The sequence below is a fragment of the Aeromonas sp. S9(2024) genome (assembly GCF_041403185.1).
GTDB lineage: Bacteria > Pseudomonadota > Gammaproteobacteria > Enterobacterales > Aeromonadaceae > Aeromonas > Aeromonas enteropelogenes.
This window is the reverse complement of record NZ_JBGLRE010000014.1, coordinates 95,890-115,706: the sequence shown is the minus strand read 5'-3', so window position 1 is coordinate 115,706 and position 19,817 is coordinate 95,890. Positions and strand designations below refer to the sequence as shown.

At 59.2% G+C, this 19,817-nt stretch carries 18 protein-coding genes; 12 read left to right on the top strand and 6 right to left on the bottom strand.

What is annotated here, in order from left to right; translation table 11 throughout:
* The first annotated feature begins 3 nt into the window (after nucleotides 1-3).
* The 4 genes from fadA to ACB028_RS19030 all read left to right on the top strand — a co-directional run bounded on the left by fadA (nucleotide 4) and on the right by ACB028_RS19030 (nucleotide 4,898).
* Nucleotides 4-1,167, top strand: coding sequence for an acetyl-CoA C-acyltransferase FadA (gene fadA / locus ACB028_RS19045; RefSeq protein WP_371144947.1), 1,164 nt, complete (start codon nucleotides 4-6; stop codon nucleotides 1,165-1,167).
* Nucleotides 1,168-1,435: 268 nt separating this feature from the next.
* Nucleotides 1,436-2,158, top strand: a complete 723-nt coding sequence (locus ACB028_RS19040) for a response regulator (RefSeq protein ID WP_042073435.1) — start codon at nucleotides 1,436-1,438, stop codon at nucleotides 2,156-2,158.
* A 51-nt stretch (nucleotides 2,159-2,209) separates the two neighbouring features.
* A complete protein-coding gene (locus ACB028_RS19035) occupies nucleotides 2,210-3,652 on the top strand; it encodes an ATP-binding protein (protein ID WP_042027102.1) in 1,443 nt (480 codons plus the stop codon).
* A 7-nt stretch (nucleotides 3,653-3,659) separates the two neighbouring features.
* Nucleotides 3,660-4,898 (top strand): ABC transporter substrate-binding protein, encoded by a 1,239-nt coding sequence (locus ACB028_RS19030; RefSeq protein ID WP_371144946.1) that lies wholly within the window; start codon nucleotides 3,660-3,662, stop codon nucleotides 4,896-4,898.
* 63 nt (nucleotides 4,899-4,961) lie between these two features.
* Here ACB028_RS19030 and ACB028_RS19025 read toward each other — a convergent pair whose 3' ends face one another.
* Nucleotides 4,962-5,153 (bottom strand): hypothetical protein, encoded by a 192-nt coding sequence (locus ACB028_RS19025; protein WP_026456803.1) that lies wholly within the window; start codon nucleotides 5,151-5,153, stop codon nucleotides 4,962-4,964.
* A gap of 169 nt (nucleotides 5,154-5,322) precedes the next feature.
* On the opposite strand from ACB028_RS19025, the gene tusA reads away from it, so the two are divergent.
* Together tusA and ACB028_RS19015 are read left to right on the top strand one after the other, a co-directional pair.
* A complete protein-coding gene (gene tusA / locus ACB028_RS19020) occupies nucleotides 5,323-5,568 on the top strand; it encodes a sulfurtransferase TusA (protein ID WP_026456802.1) in 246 nt (81 codons plus the stop codon).
* Nucleotides 5,569-5,588: 20 nt separating this feature from the next.
* Entirely contained in the window at nucleotides 5,589-5,936 is a 348-nt protein-coding gene (locus tag ACB028_RS19015; protein ID WP_371144945.1) for a RidA family protein, read from the top strand.
* Between the two features lie 117 nt (nucleotides 5,937-6,053).
* Here ACB028_RS19015 and ACB028_RS19010 read toward each other — a convergent pair whose 3' ends face one another.
* Together ACB028_RS19010 and ACB028_RS19005 are read right to left on the bottom strand one after the other, a co-directional pair.
* Nucleotides 6,054-6,710, bottom strand: coding sequence for an OmpA family lipoprotein (locus ACB028_RS19010; protein WP_026456800.1), 657 nt, complete (start codon nucleotides 6,708-6,710; stop codon nucleotides 6,054-6,056).
* Nucleotides 6,711-6,856: 146 nt separating this feature from the next.
* Nucleotides 6,857-7,453: a DNA-3-methyladenine glycosylase I gene (locus tag ACB028_RS19005; RefSeq protein ID WP_371144944.1), complete on the bottom strand. Its 597-nt coding sequence runs from the start codon at nucleotides 7,451-7,453 to the stop codon at nucleotides 6,857-6,859.
* Between the two features lie 209 nt (nucleotides 7,454-7,662).
* Between ACB028_RS19005 and glyQ the strand changes: the two genes are divergently transcribed.
* The 5 genes from glyQ to ACB028_RS18980 all read left to right on the top strand — a co-directional run bounded on the left by glyQ (nucleotide 7,663) and on the right by ACB028_RS18980 (nucleotide 14,277).
* Nucleotides 7,663-8,592: a glycine--tRNA ligase subunit alpha gene (glyQ, locus tag ACB028_RS19000; protein ID WP_010672400.1), complete on the top strand. Its 930-nt coding sequence runs from the start codon at nucleotides 7,663-7,665 to the stop codon at nucleotides 8,590-8,592.
* Between the two features lie 9 nt (nucleotides 8,593-8,601).
* Nucleotides 8,602-10,671, top strand: coding sequence for a glycine--tRNA ligase subunit beta (glyS, locus tag ACB028_RS18995; protein WP_371144943.1), 2,070 nt, complete (start codon nucleotides 8,602-8,604; stop codon nucleotides 10,669-10,671).
* Nucleotides 10,672-10,903: 232 nt separating this feature from the next.
* Nucleotides 10,904-12,394: an AAA family ATPase gene (locus tag ACB028_RS18990; RefSeq protein WP_371144942.1), complete on the top strand. Its 1,491-nt coding sequence runs from the start codon at nucleotides 10,904-10,906 to the stop codon at nucleotides 12,392-12,394.
* Between the two features lie 151 nt (nucleotides 12,395-12,545).
* On the top strand, nucleotides 12,546-13,493 hold the full coding sequence (locus tag ACB028_RS18985; RefSeq protein WP_371144941.1) for a transposase: 948 nt from the start codon (nucleotides 12,546-12,548) through the stop codon (nucleotides 13,491-13,493).
* Nucleotides 13,494-13,869: 376 nt separating this feature from the next.
* Nucleotides 13,870-14,277: a g-type lysozyme inhibitor gene (locus ACB028_RS18980; RefSeq protein ID WP_371144940.1), complete on the top strand. Its 408-nt coding sequence runs from the start codon at nucleotides 13,870-13,872 to the stop codon at nucleotides 14,275-14,277.
* Nucleotides 14,278-14,348: 71 nt separating this feature from the next.
* Here ACB028_RS18980 and ACB028_RS18975 read toward each other — a convergent pair whose 3' ends face one another.
* The 3 genes from ACB028_RS18975 to ACB028_RS18965 form a co-directional block, all read right to left on the bottom strand.
* Entirely contained in the window at nucleotides 14,349-15,575 is a 1,227-nt protein-coding gene (locus tag ACB028_RS18975) for an aromatic amino acid transporter (protein WP_042073449.1), read from the bottom strand.
* Between the two features lie 250 nt (nucleotides 15,576-15,825).
* Complete coding sequence (locus tag ACB028_RS18970; RefSeq protein ID WP_371144939.1) at nucleotides 15,826-17,043, bottom strand: 4Fe-4S binding protein; 1,218 nt, start codon at nucleotides 17,041-17,043, stop codon at nucleotides 15,826-15,828.
* A gap of 190 nt (nucleotides 17,044-17,233) precedes the next feature.
* Nucleotides 17,234-18,238: a substrate-binding domain-containing protein gene (locus ACB028_RS18965; protein WP_042073452.1), complete on the bottom strand. Its 1,005-nt coding sequence runs from the start codon at nucleotides 18,236-18,238 to the stop codon at nucleotides 17,234-17,236.
* 434 nt (nucleotides 18,239-18,672) lie between these two features.
* Between ACB028_RS18965 and ACB028_RS18960 the strand changes: the two genes are divergently transcribed.
* Entirely contained in the window at nucleotides 18,673-19,794 is a 1,122-nt protein-coding gene (locus ACB028_RS18960; RefSeq protein WP_371144938.1) for a branched-chain amino acid ABC transporter substrate-binding protein, read from the top strand.
* Nucleotides 19,795-19,817: the final 23 nt, after the last annotated feature.

The window sequence follows — 19,817 nt, the reverse complement described above, 5'->3', positions numbered from 1 at the left end:
TTCATGAAAGACGTAGTCATTGTCGACTGTATCCGGACCCCCATGGGCCGGTCCAAGGGCGGCGCCTTCCGCAACGTGCGTGCAGAAGACTTGTCCGCGCACCTGATGAAATCCATCCTGCTGCGCAACCCCAACCTCGACCCGAACGAGATCGAGGATATCTACTGGGGCTGCGTGCAGCAGACCCTGGAGCAGGGCTTCAACATCGCCCGCAACGCCGCCCTGCTGGCCGGCATCCCGAAACAGGTGGGGGCGGTCACCGTCAACCGGCTGTGCGGCTCTTCCATGCAGGCGCTGCACGATGCCTCCCGTGCCATCCAGGTGGGTGACGGCGACATCTTCATCATCGGCGGCGTCGAGCACATGGGTCACGTGCCCATGAGCCACGGGGTGGACTTCCACCCAGGCATGGCCAAGTCGGTGGCCAAGGCCTCCGGCATGATGGGGCTGACCGCCGAGATGCTCGGCAAGCTGCACGGCATCAGCCGTCAGCAGCAGGACGAGTTTGCCGCCCGCTCCCACCGCCGCGCCCACGCGGCCACGGTGGAGGGTCGCTTCGCCAGGGAGATCGTCGGGCTGGAAGGGCACGACGCCAGCGGCGCCCGCTTCTTCTACGACTATGACGAGGTGATCCGCCCCGAGACCACAGTCGACACCCTGAGCCAGTTGCGACCTGTGTTCGACCCAGTCAACGGCACCGTCACTGCGGGCAGCTCCTCGGCCCTGTCCGATGGCGCCGCCGCCATGCTGGTGATGAGTGCGGATCGCGCCAAGGCGCTCGGCCTCACGCCCCGCGCCAAGGTACGTGCCATGGCCATCGCCGGCTGCGACGCCGCCATCATGGGTTACGGCCCGGTGCCGGCAACCCAGAAGGCGCTCAAGCGTGCCGGCCTGACTGTCGGCGACATCGACTTGTTCGAGCTGAACGAGGCGTTTGCCGCCCAGTCCCTGCCCTGCGTGAAGGATTTGGGTCTGCAGGATCAGGTGGACGAGAAGGTAAACCTGAATGGCGGTGCCATTGCCTTGGGTCACCCCCTGGGCTGCTCCGGCGCCCGCATCTCCACCACCCTGATCAATCTGATGGAGGAGAAGGACGCCACCCTGGGGGTCGCCACCATGTGCATCGGTCTGGGTCAGGGCATCGCCACCGTGTTCGAGCGGGTGTAATACCGGCATCCTTGTACTACTGAACGTTGTCCCTTTCGGGGCCAGTCTGACTGGCCCCTTTTCAGGTCTGTGGTCGCCGCCACACGGGGTGGCGGCCTGACGTCAGAAACTGGTTATGTGCCGCCCCGTTTGGGTCGGCCTTTTTTTGTTTTCCCCTTTCCGACCAGCGGATATTGCCCCTAACCTCACATTAGATGGGGGGCTTGCTTGCTTTTTGCTCCCCCGACAGGTTCAATCTGCACAAAAAAATGGGTGGATGCACATACATATGTCAATGAGCAAACAACTGCTGATCGTCGATGACGACCAAGAGATCCGCGAGCTGCTCAACGAGTACCTGACCCGGGCAGGCTTCGAGGTATTGACCGCAGCGGAGGGCAACGAGATGCGCCAGCAACTCGCCCAGCACAGCCCGGATCTGATCATTCTGGACATCATGATGCCCGGCGACGACGGCTTTACCCTCTGCCAGCAGATCCGTCGCGACTCCCAGGTCCCCATCATCATGCTGACGGCGGCCTCCGACGAGGCGGATCGGGTGATCGGTCTCGAACTCGGTGCCGACGACTACATCGCCAAGCCGTTCAGCCCACGCGAGCTGCAGGCCCGCATCAAGGCGCTGCTGCGCCGCGCCGAATTCCGCCAGCCGGAGAAAGAGAAGGAGCCGAGCCGCCGGCTGCGCTTTGCCGAGTGGACCCTGGACACCCTGAGCCACCAGCTGACCCACGAGGATGGCAGCCTGCTGGACCTCTCCGGCAGCGATGCCATGCTGCTCGGCATGTTTCTGCAGCAACCCGGCGTGGTGCTCGACCGCGACACCATCTCCGATGCGACCCGTGGCCGCGAGAGCCTGCCGATGGAACGCGGCATCGACGTACAGATCAGCCGGCTGCGCCAGAAGCTGGGTGACAACGGCAAGAGCCCGCGCATCATCAAGACCATCCGTGGCAGCGGCTACATGCTGATCGCCGAAGTTCACGAGCTCCCATGACGAGCAGACAGGTAGCAACAGCATGCTGATCGACCACAGGCACGAACGGCCATGACCAATAAATGGTCCTGGGGGATACTGGTGCCCCGCTCCCTGCTATCGCGGATGCTGCTGCTGTTGCTGCTGGCGATCCTGCTCTCCCAAACCATTCTCACCGGCATCTGGATGCAACAGATCCAGAAGCGGGAGCTGGAGGGGATGCTCAGCACCACCCGCAACCTGGCGCTGTCGGCCGCCTCCACCGTCAACTTCTTCAAGTCGCTGCCGCTGCAGTATCGCCACATCGCCCTGGACCAGCTGCGCAACATGGGGGGCAGCCGCTTCTTCGTTTCCCTGAACGAGGAGGAGATCCACATCAGCGCCATTCCGGACAGCGAACGCAAGATGCTGGTGCTGCAGGAGGTCGAGGGGGTGCTGAGCCGCAAGCTCTCCGACGCCATGGCGATCAAGGTGGATTTCTCCCGGCCCGAGGATCTCCACGTCTTCAACAACGACACCCTGCTGGCGGATCTCCCCTCCTCCTGGGCCCGTTATACATTGTCGCTGGAGCCCATCAACCCGCCGGTGCTGGTGACCCAGATCGAAATAGAGCCGGGCGAGTGGCTCTATCTGGCCGCCCTGCTGCCGGCCCCTTACATGACGCTGGATGACACCGTCATGCCGAGCAACCAGGTGCGCTTCATCGCCCTGATGACGGTGTTCCTCTGCTTCTTTACCTTCATGCTGGTGCGCTGGCAGACTCGGCCTCTGCGCCGCCTCGCCAAGGCGGCGGTCAACCTCGGCAAGGATATCGACCAGCCGCCCCTTCGGGAGGAAGGCGCCTCCGAGATCGTCGCCGCCACCCGCGCCTTCAATATCATGCAGCACCGCATCCGGCGCTATATCGACGATAGAGAGCGACTGTTCAGCTCCATCTCCCACGACCTCAAGACCCCCATCACCCGGCTGCGGCTGCGGGTCGAGCTGCTCGACGACGAAGTCCAGATCGGCAAGTTCAACAAGGATCTCGACGAGCTGGAGCTGATGGTCAAGGGGGCGCTGCAGACGGTGAAAGAGACCGACATCCACGAGAACATCGAAGAGATCGACATCAACGCCCTGCTGGAGCAGATGGCCGAGTCGATGAACCTGCACGACGAGCGGCTGACCATAGAAGGGCACTGCAAATGGCCTTATCGTGGCAAGCTGCTGGCCCTCAAGCGCTGCATCGGCAACCTGGTGGACAACGGCATCAAATATGGCCAGAAGGTGCGCATCATCATCATGGACGACGAGGAGATGCTGATCCTCTTCATCATGGATGAGGGCCCCGGACTGCCGGAAGATCAGTTCGAACGCATCTTCGAGCCCTATTACCGACTCAGCACGGATCAGGCAGGGACCGGCCTCGGGCTCGGCATTGCCCGCAACATCGCCCATGCCCACGGCGGCGATCTGGTGCTGGAAAATCGTCCGCAAGGCGGCCTGCAGGCCACCCTCTCCCTGCCAAGGTAGTACTCCCATGAAGTGGCTTCCCCTCACTCTGTTTGCTCTGTTGTCCGGTTCTGCCTGCGCCTCCCAGGTGGAGGTGCTGCACTGGTGGACATCCGGGGGCGAGGCAAAAGCAGTCGAAGTGCTCAAATCCGAGTGGATCGCCAAGGGCAACGAGTGGAACGACTTCGCGGTGCAAGGGGGCGGCGGCAAGAGTGCCATGACGGTGCTGAAAAGTCGGGCGCTGGCGGCCAATCCGCCGGAGGCGGCCCACCTCAAGGGATTCGAGCTCAAGGAGTGGGCCGGTCTCGGCTTCCTGCGCGATCTCTCCCCCATGGCCGAGCACCTCGGCTGGTATGACAGCATGCCCCCCATGGTGCGGGAGACCCTCAGCCAGAACGGCGCCCTGATGGCGGTGCCCACCGGCATCCACCGGGTCAACTGGCTGTGGCTCAACCACAAGATTTTCGACAAGTACCAGCTCACCCCGCCTACCGACTGGGCCCAGTTCGTGGCGGTCGCCGAACGGCTCAAAAAGCGCGGGATCACTCCGCTGGCCATTGGCAACGAACCCTGGCAGCTGGCGGTACTGTTCGAAACGGTGGCGCTCGGTGAAGGGGGCAAGGAGTTCTACCGCAAGGCCTTTATCGAACAGGACAATGACACCCTGACCGGCCCCGTGATGGTGAAGGTGTTGACCCGCTTCCAGCAGCTGCGCGCCTATGTGCCGGAGAAATACGCCGGACTGAAGTGGCACCAGGCCACCAACCTGCTGGAGAGCGGTGGCGCCGCCATGCAAGTGATGGGGGACTGGGTCAAGGGGGAACTGAGTGCCGGCAACTACCGGCCTGGCGAGGATGTGGCCTGCCTGCCGAGCCCGGGCAGCGAGGGGTTGTTCAGCTACAATCTGGACTCCATCGCCATGTTCAAGCAGCGGGATCCGGCACAGCTGCAGGCCCAGGGCGAGCTGGCCAGCCTGCTGATGACCCCCTCCTTCCAGCAGGAGTTCAATCGGGTGAAAGGTTCGATCCCGGCACTGGTCAACCCGGACATGAGCAAGTTCGATCGCTGCGCGGTGCGCTCCTATCAGGACTTCCTGCAAGCCGAGAAACAGCACAACCTGCTGCCCAGCATGGCGGAGGGGATGGCCACCTCCACCAACATGCGCCAGGCGATCTTCGATGTGCTGAGCAACTTCTTCAACGACCCCAGAGCCAACCCGCAGCTGACGGCGCAGCATCTGGAGCGGGCCATGCGCTCGACCCGCTGATAAGAACGGCGGAAATGACAAAGGCGGAGTTGCTCCGCCTTTGTGGTGAACCCAGCATCAGGTTCAGGGTTGATCGTTCTCGTCCTCATCTTCGTCGTAGTAATCGCTGAGCTCGATCCAGAGCCCCAATCCAACCATCACCAGAGAACCGAACCAAGTGCCTGTGTTCCCGATCGGGCTGCCCATCACTATCATGGCGAAAGACAAGAACCCCATGCCTGCGTAGGCCTGCAATCTGCCGTAGGAGACTTGCATATTCACCTCCTTGTTGAATATGGTGCAATTTTTATATTACTCATCCGGCGCAAGGTGGGTAGGCCCGTGACAACATTTCAGTTACATGTGCCAAGAAAAGGCCGATAATTTGCTTATTTTTTAGCCCTGAGTATCATTGGCAGCCGAATTGGTTGAAGGTTAACAAGAGATGAGTGATTTATTCTGCGATGCAAACCATGAGTTGGACGCGATCGGGCTCCGTTGTCCGGAACCCGTGATGATGGTGCGCAAAAAAGTACGCCTGATGGCCGAGGGTGAGACCCTGCTGGTCAGCGCCGATGATCCCTCAACCACCCGCGACATTCCCAGCTTCTGCCGCTTCATGGATCACACCCTGATCGCCAGTGAGACAGAACAGGCCCCCTATCGCTATCTGATCCGCAAGGGTCAGTGAATCCTGCACCGGAGCACACCATGACAACCATTACCCGTATCGGCACTACCCAGCGTTGGTCAGACGTGGTCATCCATAACGGCACCCTCTATGTGGTGGAAGTGCCTGCCAGCGAAGAGGCCGACATCCACCAGCAGACTCGCGAAGTGCTTGAGAGCCTGCAACGCCTGCTGGAAACCAACGGCTCCGGCGTCGACAAGATCCTGATGGCCAACATCTATCTCAAAGACATCGCTGACATCGCCGCCTTCAACGAGCAGTGGGATGCCTGGATCCCGGCAGGTACAGCCCCCGTCCGCGCCTGCGTCCAGGCCCGCCTGGCCCACGAAGGCTACAAGGTGGAAGTGCAGCTGACCGCTGCGATCTGATCCGGGACGGCATTGACTCGACGACACAGTATCCGCCGGGTCGCCCATCCGGCCACTGGATAACAAAAGGCCCCGCCAGCGCTGGCGGGGCCTTTTCGTAGACGACAACCGGACCACTTAGCCGATCGGGGTCAGGGTAATGGTCACCCGGCGGTTCTGGGCCTTGCCTGCGGCCGTGCTGTTGGTGGCGATCGGCTGATCCGGACCCACGCCGTAGGTGGAGATGCGGCTACCGCTCACGCCCTGGCCAATCAGCTGGGCGGCGACGGCGTCGGCACGCTCGCGGGAGAGGCGCATGTTCAGCTCGCGGGAGCCGGTGCTGTCGGTGTGACCAACCACATTCAGGCGGGTCTTGTCGAACTCGGCAACCACCATGGCCACGCCGGACAGGGTGTTGGCACCAGCCGCTTTCAGCTGGGCACTGGAGCTGTCGAAGGTGACGTTGTTCGGCATGTTGAGGATCAGCTGATCACCGTTGCGGGTCACGCTGACGCCAGTGCCCTGCAACTTCTCGCGCAGCTTGGCTTCCTGCACGTCCATGTAGTAACCGATACCACCGCCCAAGGCGGCGCCGGCGGCCACGCCGGTCAGAATGCCCTTCTTGCGATCGCCCTTGCTGGAGGAGAGTGCCCCCACGGCCGCCCCGGCCGCCGCACCCGCCAGCGCGCCCCAGGCGCCCTTGGAAGTCTGGGATTCACCGGTATAGGGGTTGGTAGTACAGCCGCTCAGGGCAACGGTCAGCGCCAGAGCTGGCACCAGAATCTTGGCTCGCATGAAAAAAACCTCTGTAAAAACAATCCGGCACCATGCCGGGGGCCGGATTGTAGCGTGCCATCGCGCCATTGTCTGACGCAGACCTGAACGGCTGGCGAGAGTGCTGGTTTTTTATACGAAACCGAGTGAGGCCACCACGCGGCTGGCTACCCGCGGACCTGATCAGCTGGCCTCATCACCTGCTGGCATTCGGCGTGGCAGGGGCAGGTCACCAGATGATCGTTCACCATCCCCACCGCCTGCATGAAGGCATAGCAGATGGTGCTGCCGACGAAGGTGAAGCCACGCTTCTTGAGCGCCTTGGACATGGCATCCGACTCGGGCGAGGTCGCCGGAATGTCGCCGTTGCCCTGGCGCTGGTTGACGATGGGGGCGCCACCCACGAAGCCCCACAGATAATCGACAAAGTCGATGCCTTCGGCTTCCAGCGCCAGATAGGCGCGAGCATTTTTGATGATCGACTGCACCTTGAGCCGGTTGCGGATGATACCGGTGTCCTGCATCAGCCGCTCCACGTCCTGCTCGTCGAACTGTACGATGCGCAGCGGATCGAAGTCGGCATAGGCGCGATGGTAGCTCTCGGTGCGCTTCAGGATGGTGATCCACGACAGCCCCGCCTGCTGACCGTCGAGGCAGAGCTTGGCAAACAACTCGCGCGAGTCATGGACCGGCCTTCCCCACTGCTTGTCATGGTATTCAATGTATTCCGGGTCTTTGGTCACCCAGGCGCAACGCAACTCCATTCCCTCTCTCCTGTCATTTCATCCAATCCCCGGGGTCGATGCCAACCCGGGCGTGGGAGTGCCGACAACCCCTCCCGCCCAGGCCCGGCGCAGCGTCATCACATTAATCTGCTGTAATTTCGCCTATTATCCGACCATGCCAGACGGTATACTCCTTCGGTTCACATTCAGCAAATCTTGCTCTGATTTCATTTCGCGCGAAAAAAATTATGCAAAAATTCGATGTCAAAACCTTTCAGGGCCTGATCCTGCAGCTGCAGGACTATTGGTCCCGCCAGGGCTGTACCATCATTCAGCCGCTGGATATGGAAGTGGGTGCCGGTACTTCTCACCCCATGACCTGTCTGCGTGCCCTGGGCCCGGAGCCCATCGCTTGCGCCTACGTGCAACCGTCCCGCCGTCCGACTGACGGCCGCTACGGTGAAAACCCGAACCGCCTGCAGCACTACTACCAGTTCCAGGTGATCATCAAGCCCTCCCCCGACAACATTCAGGAACTCTATCTGGGCTCCCTGAAAGAGCTGGGCATGGATCCCGAGATCCACGACATCCGCTTCGTGGAAGACAACTGGGAAAACCCGACACTGGGTGCCTGGGGTCTGGGTTGGGAAGTGTGGCTGAACGGCATGGAAGTGACCCAGTTCACCTACTTCCAGCAGGTTGGCGGCCTCGAGTGCAAGCCGGTCACCGGCGAGATCACCTACGGTCTCGAGCGTCTGGCCATGTACATCCAGGGCGTAGACAGCGTCTACGATCTGGTCTGGTCTGACGGCCCGCTAGGCAAGACCACCTACGGCGACGTGTTCCACCAGAACGAAGTGGAGCAATCCACCTACAACTTCGAACACGCCGACGTGGAGTTCCTGTTCCACTGCTTCGAGCAGTACGAGAAGGAAGCCCAGAATCTGCTGGCACTGGAAAAACCGCTGCCGCTGCCTGCCTACGAGCGCATCCTCAAAGCCGCTCACTCCTTCAACCTGCTGGATGCCCGCAAGGCCATCTCGGTCACCGAGCGTCAGCGCTACATCCTGCGCATTCGCACCCTGACCAAGGCCGTGGCAGAGGCATACTACGCCTCCCGCGAAGCGCTGGGCTTCCCGATGTGCCAACGTGGCAGCAACGAGAACAAGCAAGGTTAAGGAACGGACATGGCACAACATACATTTCTGGTAGAGATCGGTACTGCTGAGCTGCCGCCCAAAGCCCTGCGCTCCCTGGCCGAAGCCTTTGCCGACAACTTCAAAGCCGAGCTGACCAAGGCCGATCTTGCCTTTGGCGACGTCGAGTGGTTTGCCTCCCCGCGCCGTCTGGCGCTGAAGGTACACGCGCTGGCTGGCGAACAGCCGAGCAAGAGCGTCGAGAAGCGCGGCCCGGCCGTGGCGCAAGCGTTCGATGCCGAAGGCAAGCCGACCAAGGCTGCCGAGGGCTGGGCCCGTGGCAACGGCATCACCGTTGAGCAGGCCGAGCGTCTGGTCACCGACAAGGGCGAGTGGCTGGTTCACACCGCCAAGGTCGAAGGCCGTCCGGCCAAAGAGTTGTTGGGCGAACTGGTCGCCTCCGCGCTCGCCAAGCTGCCCATCCCCAAGATGATGCGCTGGGGCGACAAGACCATCCAGTTCGTGCGTCCGGTCTTCACCGTGACCCTGCTGCTGGATGGGGAGCTGGTCCCCGCTCACATTCTGGGTATCGACTCTGCCCGCACCATTCGCGGTCACCGCTTTATGGGCGAGAGCGAATTCACCATCGACAACGCCAGCCAGTACCCGCAGATCCTGCTGGAGCGCGGCATGGTGATTGCCGACTTTATGGCGCGCAAGGCCAAGATCAAGGCTGACGTCGAAGCGGCCGCTGCCGCCTTCGGTGGCGTCGCCGATCTGGACGACGACCTGCTGGAAGAAGTCACCGCACTGGTCGAATGGCCCGTGGTGCTGACCGCCAACTTCGAAGAGAAGTTCCTGGCCGTGCCGGCTGAAGCGCTGGTGCACACCATGAAGGGTGACCAGAAGTACTTCCCGGTCTACGACAAGAACGGCAAGCTGCTGCCGAAGTTCATCTTCGTCACCAACATCGAGTCCAAAGACCCGAGCCAGATCATCAGCGGCAACGAGAAGGTGGTTCGCCCCCGTCTGTCTGACGCGGAGTTCTTCTTCAAGACCGACCTCAAGCAGACCCTGGCCTCCCGCCTGCCGCGCCTTGAAACCGTGCTGTTCCAGCAGCAGCTGGGCACCGTCAAGGCCAAGGTCGAGCGCATCGAGACTGTCGCCGGCTTTATCGCCGAGCGCATCGGCGCCGACGTGGCTCAGGCCAAGCGTGCCGGTCTGCTCTCCAAGTGTGACCTGATGACTAACATGGTCGGCGAGTTCACCGACACCCAGGGTGTCATGGGGATGCACTACGCCCGTCACGATGGCGAAGACGAAGCGGTGGCCGTGGCCCTCAACGAGCAGTACATGCCGCGCTTTGCCGGTGATGCCCTGCCGTCCGGTCTGGTTGCCTGCGCCGTCGCGCTGGCCGACAAGTTCGACACCCTGGCCGGTATCTTCGGCATCGGCATGCTGCCAAAAGGTGACAAGGACCCGTTCGCCCTGCGTCGCGCCGCCATCGGTGCCCTGCGCATCATGACCGAGAAGCAGCTGGATCTGGATCTGGTTGAACTGGTTGAAGAGGCGGTACGCGTCTACGGCAACAAGCTGACCAACCAAACCGTCGTCACCGACGTGGTCGACTTTATGCTGGGGCGCTTTCGCGCCGCCTATCAGGACGAAGGCATCGGTGCCGACGTGGTGCTGGCCGTACTGGCCCGCCGCCCGACCCGTCCGCTGGACTTCGATCGTCGCGTCAAGGCCGTCAGCCACTTCCGCACTCTGGATGCCGCACTGGCACTGGCTGCCGCCAACAAGCGCGTGAGCAACATTCTGGCCAAGGTCGAAGGCGAATTGCCGACTGCCGTCAAACCGGAACTGCTGGTCGATGCCGCCGAGAAGGCGCTGGCCACCCAGGTTGCCGAACTGCAAGCCGAACTGGCCCCGCTGTTCGCCGCCGGTGACTATCAGGCAGCCCTCACCCGTCTGGCCGCCCTGCGCGAGCCGGTCGACACCTTCTTCAACGAGGTGATGGTGATGGCCGACGACGAAGCCCTCAAGGCCAACCGTCTGGCGCTGCTGAACAACCTGCGCAACCTGTTCCTGCAAGTGGCGGATATCTCCCTGCTGCAGTGATCCTGGCTGGGTTGATTGATATAAAAAACGGCGCCGCGAGGCGCCGTTTTTAATTTTCATTTTTAATCACACCTATCCTGAACTGTTACCTTTAAGGGGCTCACTACTTAGAGCATGAGGCTTGATGTAACCAAAGCGAGATTACTCATCGGCCTTCTTACAACCTATATTTAATAGAAATTAATCCCGTTTAGTATAGAATACTGCCAATTCCCTTTTACGAGTTCAGTCGATGGCAATAAGTAATCAGAAGTTGGAGTCCGTCAAAGTCTCAAAGCTAAAGAATCTAATTGATCTAGAAATAGATTTTAATGGTTCACCAGTCACAGCCATTCTTGGACCAAATGGAAATGGTAAATCAACAGTTTTACATGCCCTTGCCTGTGTCTACCAACCTATTACAAGCGGAGAAAATCATAAATTCAGTGAGTTTTTCCTTCCAAATACAGATGCTCAGTGGAACGACTCCAATCTAGAAATAACGCATTCTTTTCGTGATGGAAGAGAAAGTCACAAGAATACCATTGTTTATGAGAAAATGGCTCGCTGGACACCAATATATGCTCGTAGACCGAAAAGAGAGGTTTATTACATCGGCATTGACAAATGTGTCCCAATGATTGAGCTTGAGAAAAAACAAGCGAAAATAAATTATGAAACGAATGCAATGGAAGAGGATGTATTCAATATAATACTCCAACAAGCATCTCAGATTTTGAATAGGAGATACCTTAGATATAATATTCACACTGCATCAGGAAAAGACTTTATCGGTGTAGAAGTAGAGGGGTTAAAATACTCAGCGTTAAGTATGAGCGCTGGTGAGCAAAAAGTATTTCACATATTAGATAAAATATATAACGCCCCCAAGTATTCTATGATTTTAATTGATGAGCTTGACCTTCTTTTGCATGATAAGGCAATGCATTTATTGATAAAAAGCATTCACTCAAGAGCCGTCGCAAAAGATCTTCAAATAATATTCACAACACATAGAGAATCAGTTATCAACCTGTCCAAGATTGTTAACATTCGACATCTTTTTAGCACACAAACAAAAACTCTTTGTTTCAATGAAACGAAACCAGATGCAATAAATAGGCTTACAGGAAATCAGCCAAAGCCAATAGAAATTTTCGTAGAAGATGATCTTTCTGCAGCTGTCATCTGTAAATTAGCCTCACAACTTAGAGGCATGAGACTAATTTCAGTGCAAAGATTTGGCGCTGCCATAAATAGCTTCACTGCAGTTGCTGGATTACTATTTAGTAACCAAGACATTAGCAACTCATTATTTGTTTTAGATGGTGATATTTATGCTTCTCGTGAGGATAAAGAAACCCAACTAAAGAGAGTGATTACAGGTACAGATCAACTATCTAGAAATTACCAAGAAAGAGCGCAACAAATAATTAAACAATATCGGTTACCTAACAACACGAAACCAGAACCATTTCTTCACCAAATAATTTCCAATATGGATGGCCTATTAAGTGAAGAGCAGCAAGAGATTGTAGACGCAGCCAACAATATTCATGTTGCCGATGACAGCCACAAATATATAGATGACATAATTCATCGTCTCGGTTTCGAACGAAGTGTTGGACTGAGCAAAATAATAGACTTGGTATCTACTGCAGATATATGGGAAGACTATACGAGAGATATAAGAGCGTGGTTACAAGAAAAAATCATCCCATTGCTTGAGCAACCTGCAAATTAATACCTTACCTCGTCGGCTCGGTTAGCCATCAGGCGTAATCGGACGTTCGCGTAAATCGATTCTCCCGCCATAATGGTTCTGGGACACCCACTTCTTTGACAACGACATAGCTGGCTGCTTGGCTTGATACATCACTGCTGAGGACGTTGCCATGACCATCGCCCGTTCACGCCAGATCAGCCTTGCCGATACGCCCTATTATCATGTGGTCAGCCGCTGTGTCCGGCGGGCCTTCCTCTGCGGTCAGGATGCTCACTCCGGCCAAAGCTACGAACACAGGCGCCAATGGGTTGCCGACAAGCTGGGCCAGCTGTCGCAGGTCTTTGCCATCGGCATCTGCGCCTATGCCGTGATGAGTAATCACTATCATCTGGTGCTCAAGGTGCAGGCCGATATTGCCAATGAGTGGAGCGAACGGGAGGTGGCGGAGCGCTGGTCCCGCTTGTTTCAGTGGCCCTTGCTGGTAAGGCGCTGGTATCAGGGTGATGAACTGATAGAGCCCGAGCTGGACGTGGTGCACCAGCTGATAGGCCAGTGGCGGGAGCGCCTCTATTCCATCAGCTGGCTGGTACGCCTGCTGAATGAGTCGCTGGCCCGCCAGGCCAATCAGGAGGACAGCTGCAAGGGGCACTTCTGGGAGGGACGCTTCAAGAGCCAGGCCCTGCTCACCGACTCGGCACTATTGGCCTGCATGGCCTATGTTGACCTCAACCCCATTCGGGCCGGCATTGCCACTACGCCGGAAGAGAGCCATTTCACCAGCATCCAGCAACGAATTGAACAGACAGCGGATCCCGTCAATACGACCCCATTGCTGTTGCCTTTTGCCAAGGAAGGCAATGAAGCCCTTCCCTGCAGTTTTGCCGACTACCTGACCCTGGTGGACTGGACAGGACGCGCAACCCGCCGGGATAAACGTGGCCATATCCCGCATCATCTTGCCCCCGTCTTGCAACGCCTGGGTATGCATGAGGAGCAATGGTTGGGACAGGTCACTCTGTTTCGACGCCACGGCATCCGGGCGGTTGGTGACAGAATCTGCTGTCAACGTTACGCCGAGCATTGCGGCCAGACCCGATGTTACCAACCCCATTTATGACATCAGCTTGGTGCACACCTTGATGAACTTCTGACATCAGCCTCGTGCCCGCACCGAGGCACAATAACCCCTTGCCACCAAGTTGTCCTTTCCCGTATTTCAACCAATCGATCCTATCTGTCGCCGCTCTCCCCGATGATGTTCCATGCTCAGCGACCCTCAAATCAGCCAACCTGCAAACGCGCCTCTTCTGGTTATTCATTTTCCCCCAAGGTGGATGTCCCGAAACAGCAATATCTTCCATAGGTGGGTGTCCCAAAACAAAACCAAAACAAAGCGAGAACCGCTGCGGTGCGTATAGGCAGCTCGACGATTTAGTCATATCTTGTCAGGGCGGCTCTGCCTGGGTGACAGGGCCCCTTCACGAGGTGCAACGATGAAACGAGCAATCCAGGCCGCCCTGCTGGCCGTCACCATGGCCGCCACCGGTGCGCAGGCCGCCGACAAAATCACTACGGTACCGGTGCAGTTTGCCAAGGGAGCCCACAGCGCCCAGGTAAAAGGCAACTTCTCCGGTTACGACACCCTCCACTACACCCTGGTGGCCAAGGCTGGCCAGACCATGACGGTCAAGATCAGTGGCAGCAGCAACGCCAACTTCAATGTCTTCCCCCCCGGTGCCATCCCGGGTCAGGCCGAGGCACTGGGTCGCAATGATGGCAATGGTCAGTGGCAATCGACCTTGCCCACCTCGGGCAAATACCTGGTCCAGGTCTATCAGATGCGCGCCTCCGCCCGCCGCGGCGAGCAGGTGCCCCACACCCTGTCAGTCAGCATCCAGTAACCGGCCTGCTGTGCTTAAGCCATAAAAAACGGCGCCCGCAGGCGCCGTTTTTCTCTTTCCATGTCCGTGACCTAGCCGGTATAGGCAGGCAGCAGTCCCGCCATATTGAGCAGGTGGAAGGCGGCGGTCAGCACACCAAACAGAATCACCAGGGCGATCATGACAATGCCACCCGGGGCACGGAAGCCCTCGTGCTTGCCCCCTTGTTGACCCTTGCCAGCGCGCACCTTCCACGCCAGCAGAGGCGGAATGATGCAAGTCCACAGGGTGGCGACGGCGCCGGCATAGCCGATGGCTACCAGGAAGCCGAACGGGAACAGCAGCGAGAGCACCAGAGGCGGCAGGAAGGTCACCGCCCAGGACTTGGCGCGGCCACCGCGGCTGTTGTCAAACTTGAACAGGTCCGCCAGGTAGTCGAACACCCCCAGCCCCACCCCGATGAAGGAGGAGAGGATGGCCGCCATGGAGAAGGCGTTGAGGGCGCTGGCCACCGCCTTGGACTCGATCACCGAGCCGAGCGCCTTGAGCAGGGCGTCTACGTTGCCACCCTGTTCGATCACCGGGCCGAACTCGCTGCGCGGCAGATTGCCGAACACGCTCAGCAGCCAGACGGTGTAGAAGGCCAGAGCGATAACGGTCCCTCCCAGAATGGCGCGGCTGGCGCGGCGCTCCTCGCCATAATAGGCGCGCATCGACGACACCGAGTGGTGATAGCCGAACGAGGTGAGCGCCACCGGCAGCATGCCGAGGGCGTAGGGGGCGTAGCTGGCGTGCTCGCTCATCCGGTCAAACAGCAGCTCGGGGCTAATCTTCATCGACAGACCCGAGATGCCGAAGGCGAAGCTCAGCATCATCAGGATGATGAGCAGCACCGAGATGCGGTCCACCGCCCGGGTGGAGTGCCACACCAAGGCCGAGAAGACCAGGGTGAACAGTACTGAGGCGACGTGGCTGCCGATCCCCGTCATCTCCTGGATGATGAGGCCGGACGAGGTGATGTAGGCGTAGAGCAGGATGCCACCGACGAAGTAGACGCTCAGGTTGTTGAGGGCATTGACCTTCTCCCCCAGCAGATCCCGGGTCACGGTGTCGAAGGAGACGCGCAGCGGATAGCCCTTGTAGGATTCGAGCAGCATCCAGCCCGACACCGTCATCACCACCATGGTCAGCGCTACCGCAAGCAGGGACCAGAGGGTCCAGGCACCCGCTCCGGCACTCGGCAAGCCCAGCATGCCGGCCCCCACACAGACGCCGGCAATGATGCATGCCCCGCCCACCAAGGATGGTTTGTGTTCCATAAATCCCCTTAACTCCTGCCCTGTTTGCACTGCAAAGAAATGGCGCAGCCATGGCTACGCCCTGACGGCCGCCCGCGCGCTGGCAGGCGACAAGATGTTGTTTTCATAAAGAAGATGAAACAGAAAGCGGGCTCGTTCGAAAATGTTTCAACGCTCCTGCTCAACGTTTCACCCGTGCGACTTTACCTGCCAGCCCGTCAGGTATCAAATTCCGTGCCCTATTCGAAGGCAGATCACCCGCCCCGACCACTCAATGGCTAAGTTGCGGCAGGATTTGAAGCAGATGGCCGCGCACCTCCAGCGGGGTCTGGCTGACCCAGAATCCCAACACGCCATGAGAGAGCAGCGGCAAGATCAGTAGCAACAGACAGAGCAGGCCCAGCAGCCAGCGAGGCATGAGCCGACGACGCCGGGTGCCCAGCGCGAGGGCATCGGCCCGCTTCGGGCAGGCGGCCACACAACTCAGGCAGCTGGTACATTCGAGACTGTGCACCGCGATCAGCTGATGCACCTGGATGCGGGACGGGCAGGCACGGCTGCATTTGTCACAGTCGTGGCCGACGCTTCGCAGGCAGCGGGCCGGATCCCGGCGGATGCGCAGGGGCGTCAGCAGGCCCAGCAGGGCGAGCCAGGCACCGTAGGGGCAGAGATAGCGGCAGAACCCCTGACGGAAAGCGGCAGTGAGCAGCAACACCCAGCCGAGACACAGGCCAGAGATCAGGGTCAGGTTGAAGAAGAAGGCCCCCATCTTCATGTCCGCCGCCTGGTGATAGGCGCTGGCGAAGTAGCCGGGCAGGGCGGCATCCGGTACCGCGAGCAGCACGATGAACAGCAGAAAGCCAAGTACCAGAAACTTCTGGCCACGCAGGATCAGATCCAGCCAGCGCGGCGGCGTCCATTCCCCCGGCAATACCCGGCTGCGCAGCCGATGCAGCCACTCCCCCGCCAGGCCAAGCGGGCAGAACCAGGCGCAGAACGCCCGCCCCAACAGCAGGGCCGACAGGGAGAGCACCAGCACTGTGACGGTGGCGGCCGGATGGTGGGGATCCATGATGCCCTGGCTCAGCCAGGCCCGCAGCCCGAGCCCGCCGGCGATGGGCAGGAAGCCATCCACCACGTCCGGGCGCACCAGCCAGGGGCTCATCCCCTGCCCCAGTTGCCAGATATAAAGGCCATATTGCGCCGTCACCAGCCCCCAGGAGAGCAGCAGCAAGTGGCGGGTCCACGCCCGCAGCGACTGGCCGTCGAGCTGACCCAGAAATGGCAATGGTCGGGTTCGGCTGAGCAAAGCGAGCGCCGCAACCACCAACCCCAGTGCGAACCAGAGGGTAACATCCGCCGCCACCAGCCAGGCGGCAGCCAGCAGGGAGAGGGAGAAGAACCAGGATCGGCCGGCCCTCTCCTGCCACTGCAACAGCACCAGATAGATCAGGCCACAGGCCAGGGTCACGGCTTCGATCAGGCTCACTCTTCCCCCACTACGCACATCAGGATAAGGGGAACAGGGTAACTAACATCTGGTTTGATTATTTTGATCTGCATGGGCAGAGGAGGAGATTCATCCCAAACTACCCGCCACCACATGAAGTGCCATCGCCACAAACAAAAACCCCCTCGCTGGCGAGGGGGTTTTTCGTGGTGTCCATACTGGATGGCAATCAGCGCAGGGCTTTCACCGAACGGCGGACGATGAGCTCGGGCTCGACCGTCATCGACTCCACTTCCTGCTCCTTGTTGCGGATCCGGCTCACCAGCTGCTTGACTGCCAGCTGGCCCAGTTCCGCCTTGGGATGACGGATGGTGGTAAGCGGCGGGCTGGAGAAGCGCGCCATCTCGACGTCGTCATAGCCGATGATGGAGATGTCGTCCGGCACCTTGACCCCGGCTTCCCAGGCGGCGCAGATGGCACCGATCGCCATGGGGTCATCGAAGGCAAACACCGCGGTCGGGCGCGGCTTGAGGGCCAGGATGCGCTGCATCTGGTCAAACCCGCTCTGGCTCTCGTAATCCCCTTCGAAGATCTGTTCATCTTTCAGGGTCATGCCGCGTTCGCCCAGGGCATCGCGCACCCCGTCCAGTCGCTGCTGGGTGGTGGGTTTGGCAAGATGTCCGGTGATGCAGACGATGTCGGTGTGACCCAGCTCCAGCAGGTGGCGCACCGCAAGGCGCGCACCGATGCGGGCGTTATCGTTGATCACGTTGGCGAAATCGCACTCGGTTCCCCAATCCAGCACCACCTGGGGCACGTTCTTGTGGATGCGCAGCATGTCGCGCAACGGAGTGTCGATGTCGGTTCCCAACACCAGCAGGCCATCGACCCGCTTCTCCATCAGCATGCGCAGATAGTGCTGCTGACGGGGCGGCTGGTTTTCGGTATTGCACAGGATCAGGCTGTAACCCTGTTCGAAGCAGTATGCTTCCACACCTTGCACCACTTCCGCGAAGAAAGGGTTCACGCTGGTGGTCACCAGCATGCCTATGGTCTTGGTTGAATTGATTTTCAGACTGCGCGCGACCGAGTTGGGCGCGTAGTTGAGTTCTGCCACCGCCTCAAGCACTTTCTGGGTCGCGTCTTCGCTGACCCGGCGAGTGTGGTTGAGCACATGTGAGACGGTGGAGATGGATACGCCCGCTCGGGAGGCGACATCCTTGATAGTGGCCATCTCTGTCTCCTGACTGTCAAAGGCGGAACATTAGCAGATTTCCCGAATAAAGGCTTGGTTTTAACGAGCACTGCCAGCGATTTGTCAATGCTGGCTAATTTAGGCGTTCATTTCTATTTGCGCAAACGGATTGTGGTCAAAATGGGAGCAGCATCAGAGTAAAATATCGCCAGATTATTCCTCTGCACTTCATCACCACCACACCTTGTTACTCAGTTGTTAAGTTAATAAGTCAATATTTAATTCCAAAAGTCAATTAAAAACAGGTTATTTATTTCAAAATAACCACTCCAAGCCCGCTCTGGTCAGTATCTTTAACAGCTTGTTATTGCCCCGTGAGGAATGATAGAACCTTAAATATTGCCGGACAGGTAGGATCAGGATCCGGAATGGCGCATGGAAATGAAACAATCCACTGATTAAGGGACGAATCAATGAATAACTTCGGAAAAATGGCGGTAAGAGCAGCGGTTTCTTTGGCTCTGTTTGGATCGGCCTCAATGGTCCATGCGGCCGATACGGTCAAGATCGGCATCGCCGGCCCGGTGACCGGCCCGGTCGCCCAGTACGGTGACATGCAGTTTACCGGCGGCAAGATGGCGGTCGAGCAGATCAACAAGGCTGGCGGCATCAATGGCAAGCAGATCGAGGCGGTCATCTATGACGACGCCTGCGATCCCAAGCAGGCGGTCGCGGTCGCCAACAAGGTGGTCAATGACGGCGTCAAGTTCGTGGTCGGTCACCTCTGCTCCGACAACACCCTGCCCGCCTCCGACATCTATGAAGATGAAGGGATCCTGATGGTGACCCCTGCCTCCACCAACCCCAAGATCACTGAACGCGGCTATCAGCTGGTACTGCGTACCATCGGCCTGGACAGCGACCAGGGCCCCACTGCTGCCAAGTACATCATCGAGCAGGTCAAGCCCCAGCGCGTGGCCGTCATCCACGACAAGAAGCAGTATGGTGAAGGCATCGCCTCCAGCGTGAAAGCGGCGCTGGACAAGGCGGGCGTCAAGGTGGTGGCGTTCGAGGGTATCACCGCCGGTGACAAGGATTTCTCCGCCCTGATCGCCAAGCTGCAGAAAGAGAACGTCGACTTCGTCTACTACGGCGGCTATCACCCCGAGCTGGGCCTGATCCTGCGCCAGGCTGGCGAGAAGGGTCTGAAGGCCAAGTTCATGGGTCCGGAAGGGGTGGGTAACAAGGACATCTCCGCCATCGGTGGCCCGGCTTCCGAAGGCCTGCTGGTCACCCTGCCGAACAAGTATGACCTGGTGCCGACCAACGCCCCGCTGGTTGCCGCGTTCAAGGAGAAGGGCCAGGACTCCTCCGGCCCGTTCGTGTGGACCACCTATGCCGCGGTGCAAACCCTGGCTGCCGGTATCGCCAAGGCGGGTGAAGATGATCCGGCTGCCGTCGCAGCCGCCATCAAGGCCGCACCGATCGACACCGTCATGGGCCCGCTTACCTGGGCACCGAATGGTGACCTGAAAGGCTTCGAGTTCGGCGTCTTCCAGTGGCACGCCGACGGTTCCTCCAGCCAAGTCAAATAATCTGCCGATCCGGGGGTGAACCT

What these genes read in the sequence shown, in the direction of transcription:
- fadA (WP_371144947.1), top strand. Translation starts at nt 4, where the DNA reads ATGAAAGACGTAGTCATTGTCGACTGTATCCGGACCCCCATGGGCCGG.
- ACB028_RS19040 (WP_042073435.1), top strand. Translation starts at nt 1,436, where the DNA reads ATGTCAATGAGCAAACAACTGCTGATCGTCGATGACGACCAAGAGATC.
- ACB028_RS19035 (WP_042027102.1), top strand. Translation starts at nt 2,210, where the DNA reads ATGACCAATAAATGGTCCTGGGGGATACTGGTGCCCCGCTCCCTGCTA.
- ACB028_RS19030 (WP_371144946.1), top strand. Translation starts at nt 3,660, where the DNA reads ATGAAGTGGCTTCCCCTCACTCTGTTTGCTCTGTTGTCCGGTTCTGCC.
- ACB028_RS19025 (WP_026456803.1), bottom strand. Translation starts at nt 5,153, where the DNA reads ATGCAAGTCTCCTACGGCAGATTGCAGGCCTACGCAGGCATGGGGTTC.
- tusA (WP_026456802.1), top strand. Translation starts at nt 5,323, where the DNA reads ATGAGTGATTTATTCTGCGATGCAAACCATGAGTTGGACGCGATCGGG.
- ACB028_RS19015 (WP_371144945.1), top strand. Translation starts at nt 5,589, where the DNA reads ATGACAACCATTACCCGTATCGGCACTACCCAGCGTTGGTCAGACGTG.
- ACB028_RS19010 (WP_026456800.1), bottom strand. Translation starts at nt 6,710, where the DNA reads ATGCGAGCCAAGATTCTGGTGCCAGCTCTGGCGCTGACCGTTGCCCTG.
- ACB028_RS19005 (WP_371144944.1), bottom strand. Translation starts at nt 7,453, where the DNA reads ATGGAGTTGCGTTGCGCCTGGGTGACCAAAGACCCGGAATACATTGAA.
- glyQ (WP_010672400.1), top strand. Translation starts at nt 7,663, where the DNA reads ATGCAAAAATTCGATGTCAAAACCTTTCAGGGCCTGATCCTGCAGCTG.
- glyS (WP_371144943.1), top strand. Translation starts at nt 8,602, where the DNA reads ATGGCACAACATACATTTCTGGTAGAGATCGGTACTGCTGAGCTGCCG.
- ACB028_RS18990 (WP_371144942.1), top strand. Translation starts at nt 10,904, where the DNA reads ATGGCAATAAGTAATCAGAAGTTGGAGTCCGTCAAAGTCTCAAAGCTA.
- ACB028_RS18985 (WP_371144941.1), top strand. Translation starts at nt 12,546, where the DNA reads ATGACCATCGCCCGTTCACGCCAGATCAGCCTTGCCGATACGCCCTAT.
- ACB028_RS18980 (WP_371144940.1), top strand. Translation starts at nt 13,870, where the DNA reads ATGAAACGAGCAATCCAGGCCGCCCTGCTGGCCGTCACCATGGCCGCC.
- ACB028_RS18975 (WP_042073449.1), bottom strand. Translation starts at nt 15,575, where the DNA reads ATGGAACACAAACCATCCTTGGTGGGCGGGGCATGCATCATTGCCGGC.
- ACB028_RS18965 (WP_042073452.1), bottom strand. Translation starts at nt 18,238, where the DNA reads ATGGCCACTATCAAGGATGTCGCCTCCCGAGCGGGCGTATCCATCTCC.
- ACB028_RS18960 (WP_371144938.1), top strand. Translation starts at nt 18,673, where the DNA reads ATGAATAACTTCGGAAAAATGGCGGTAAGAGCAGCGGTTTCTTTGGCT.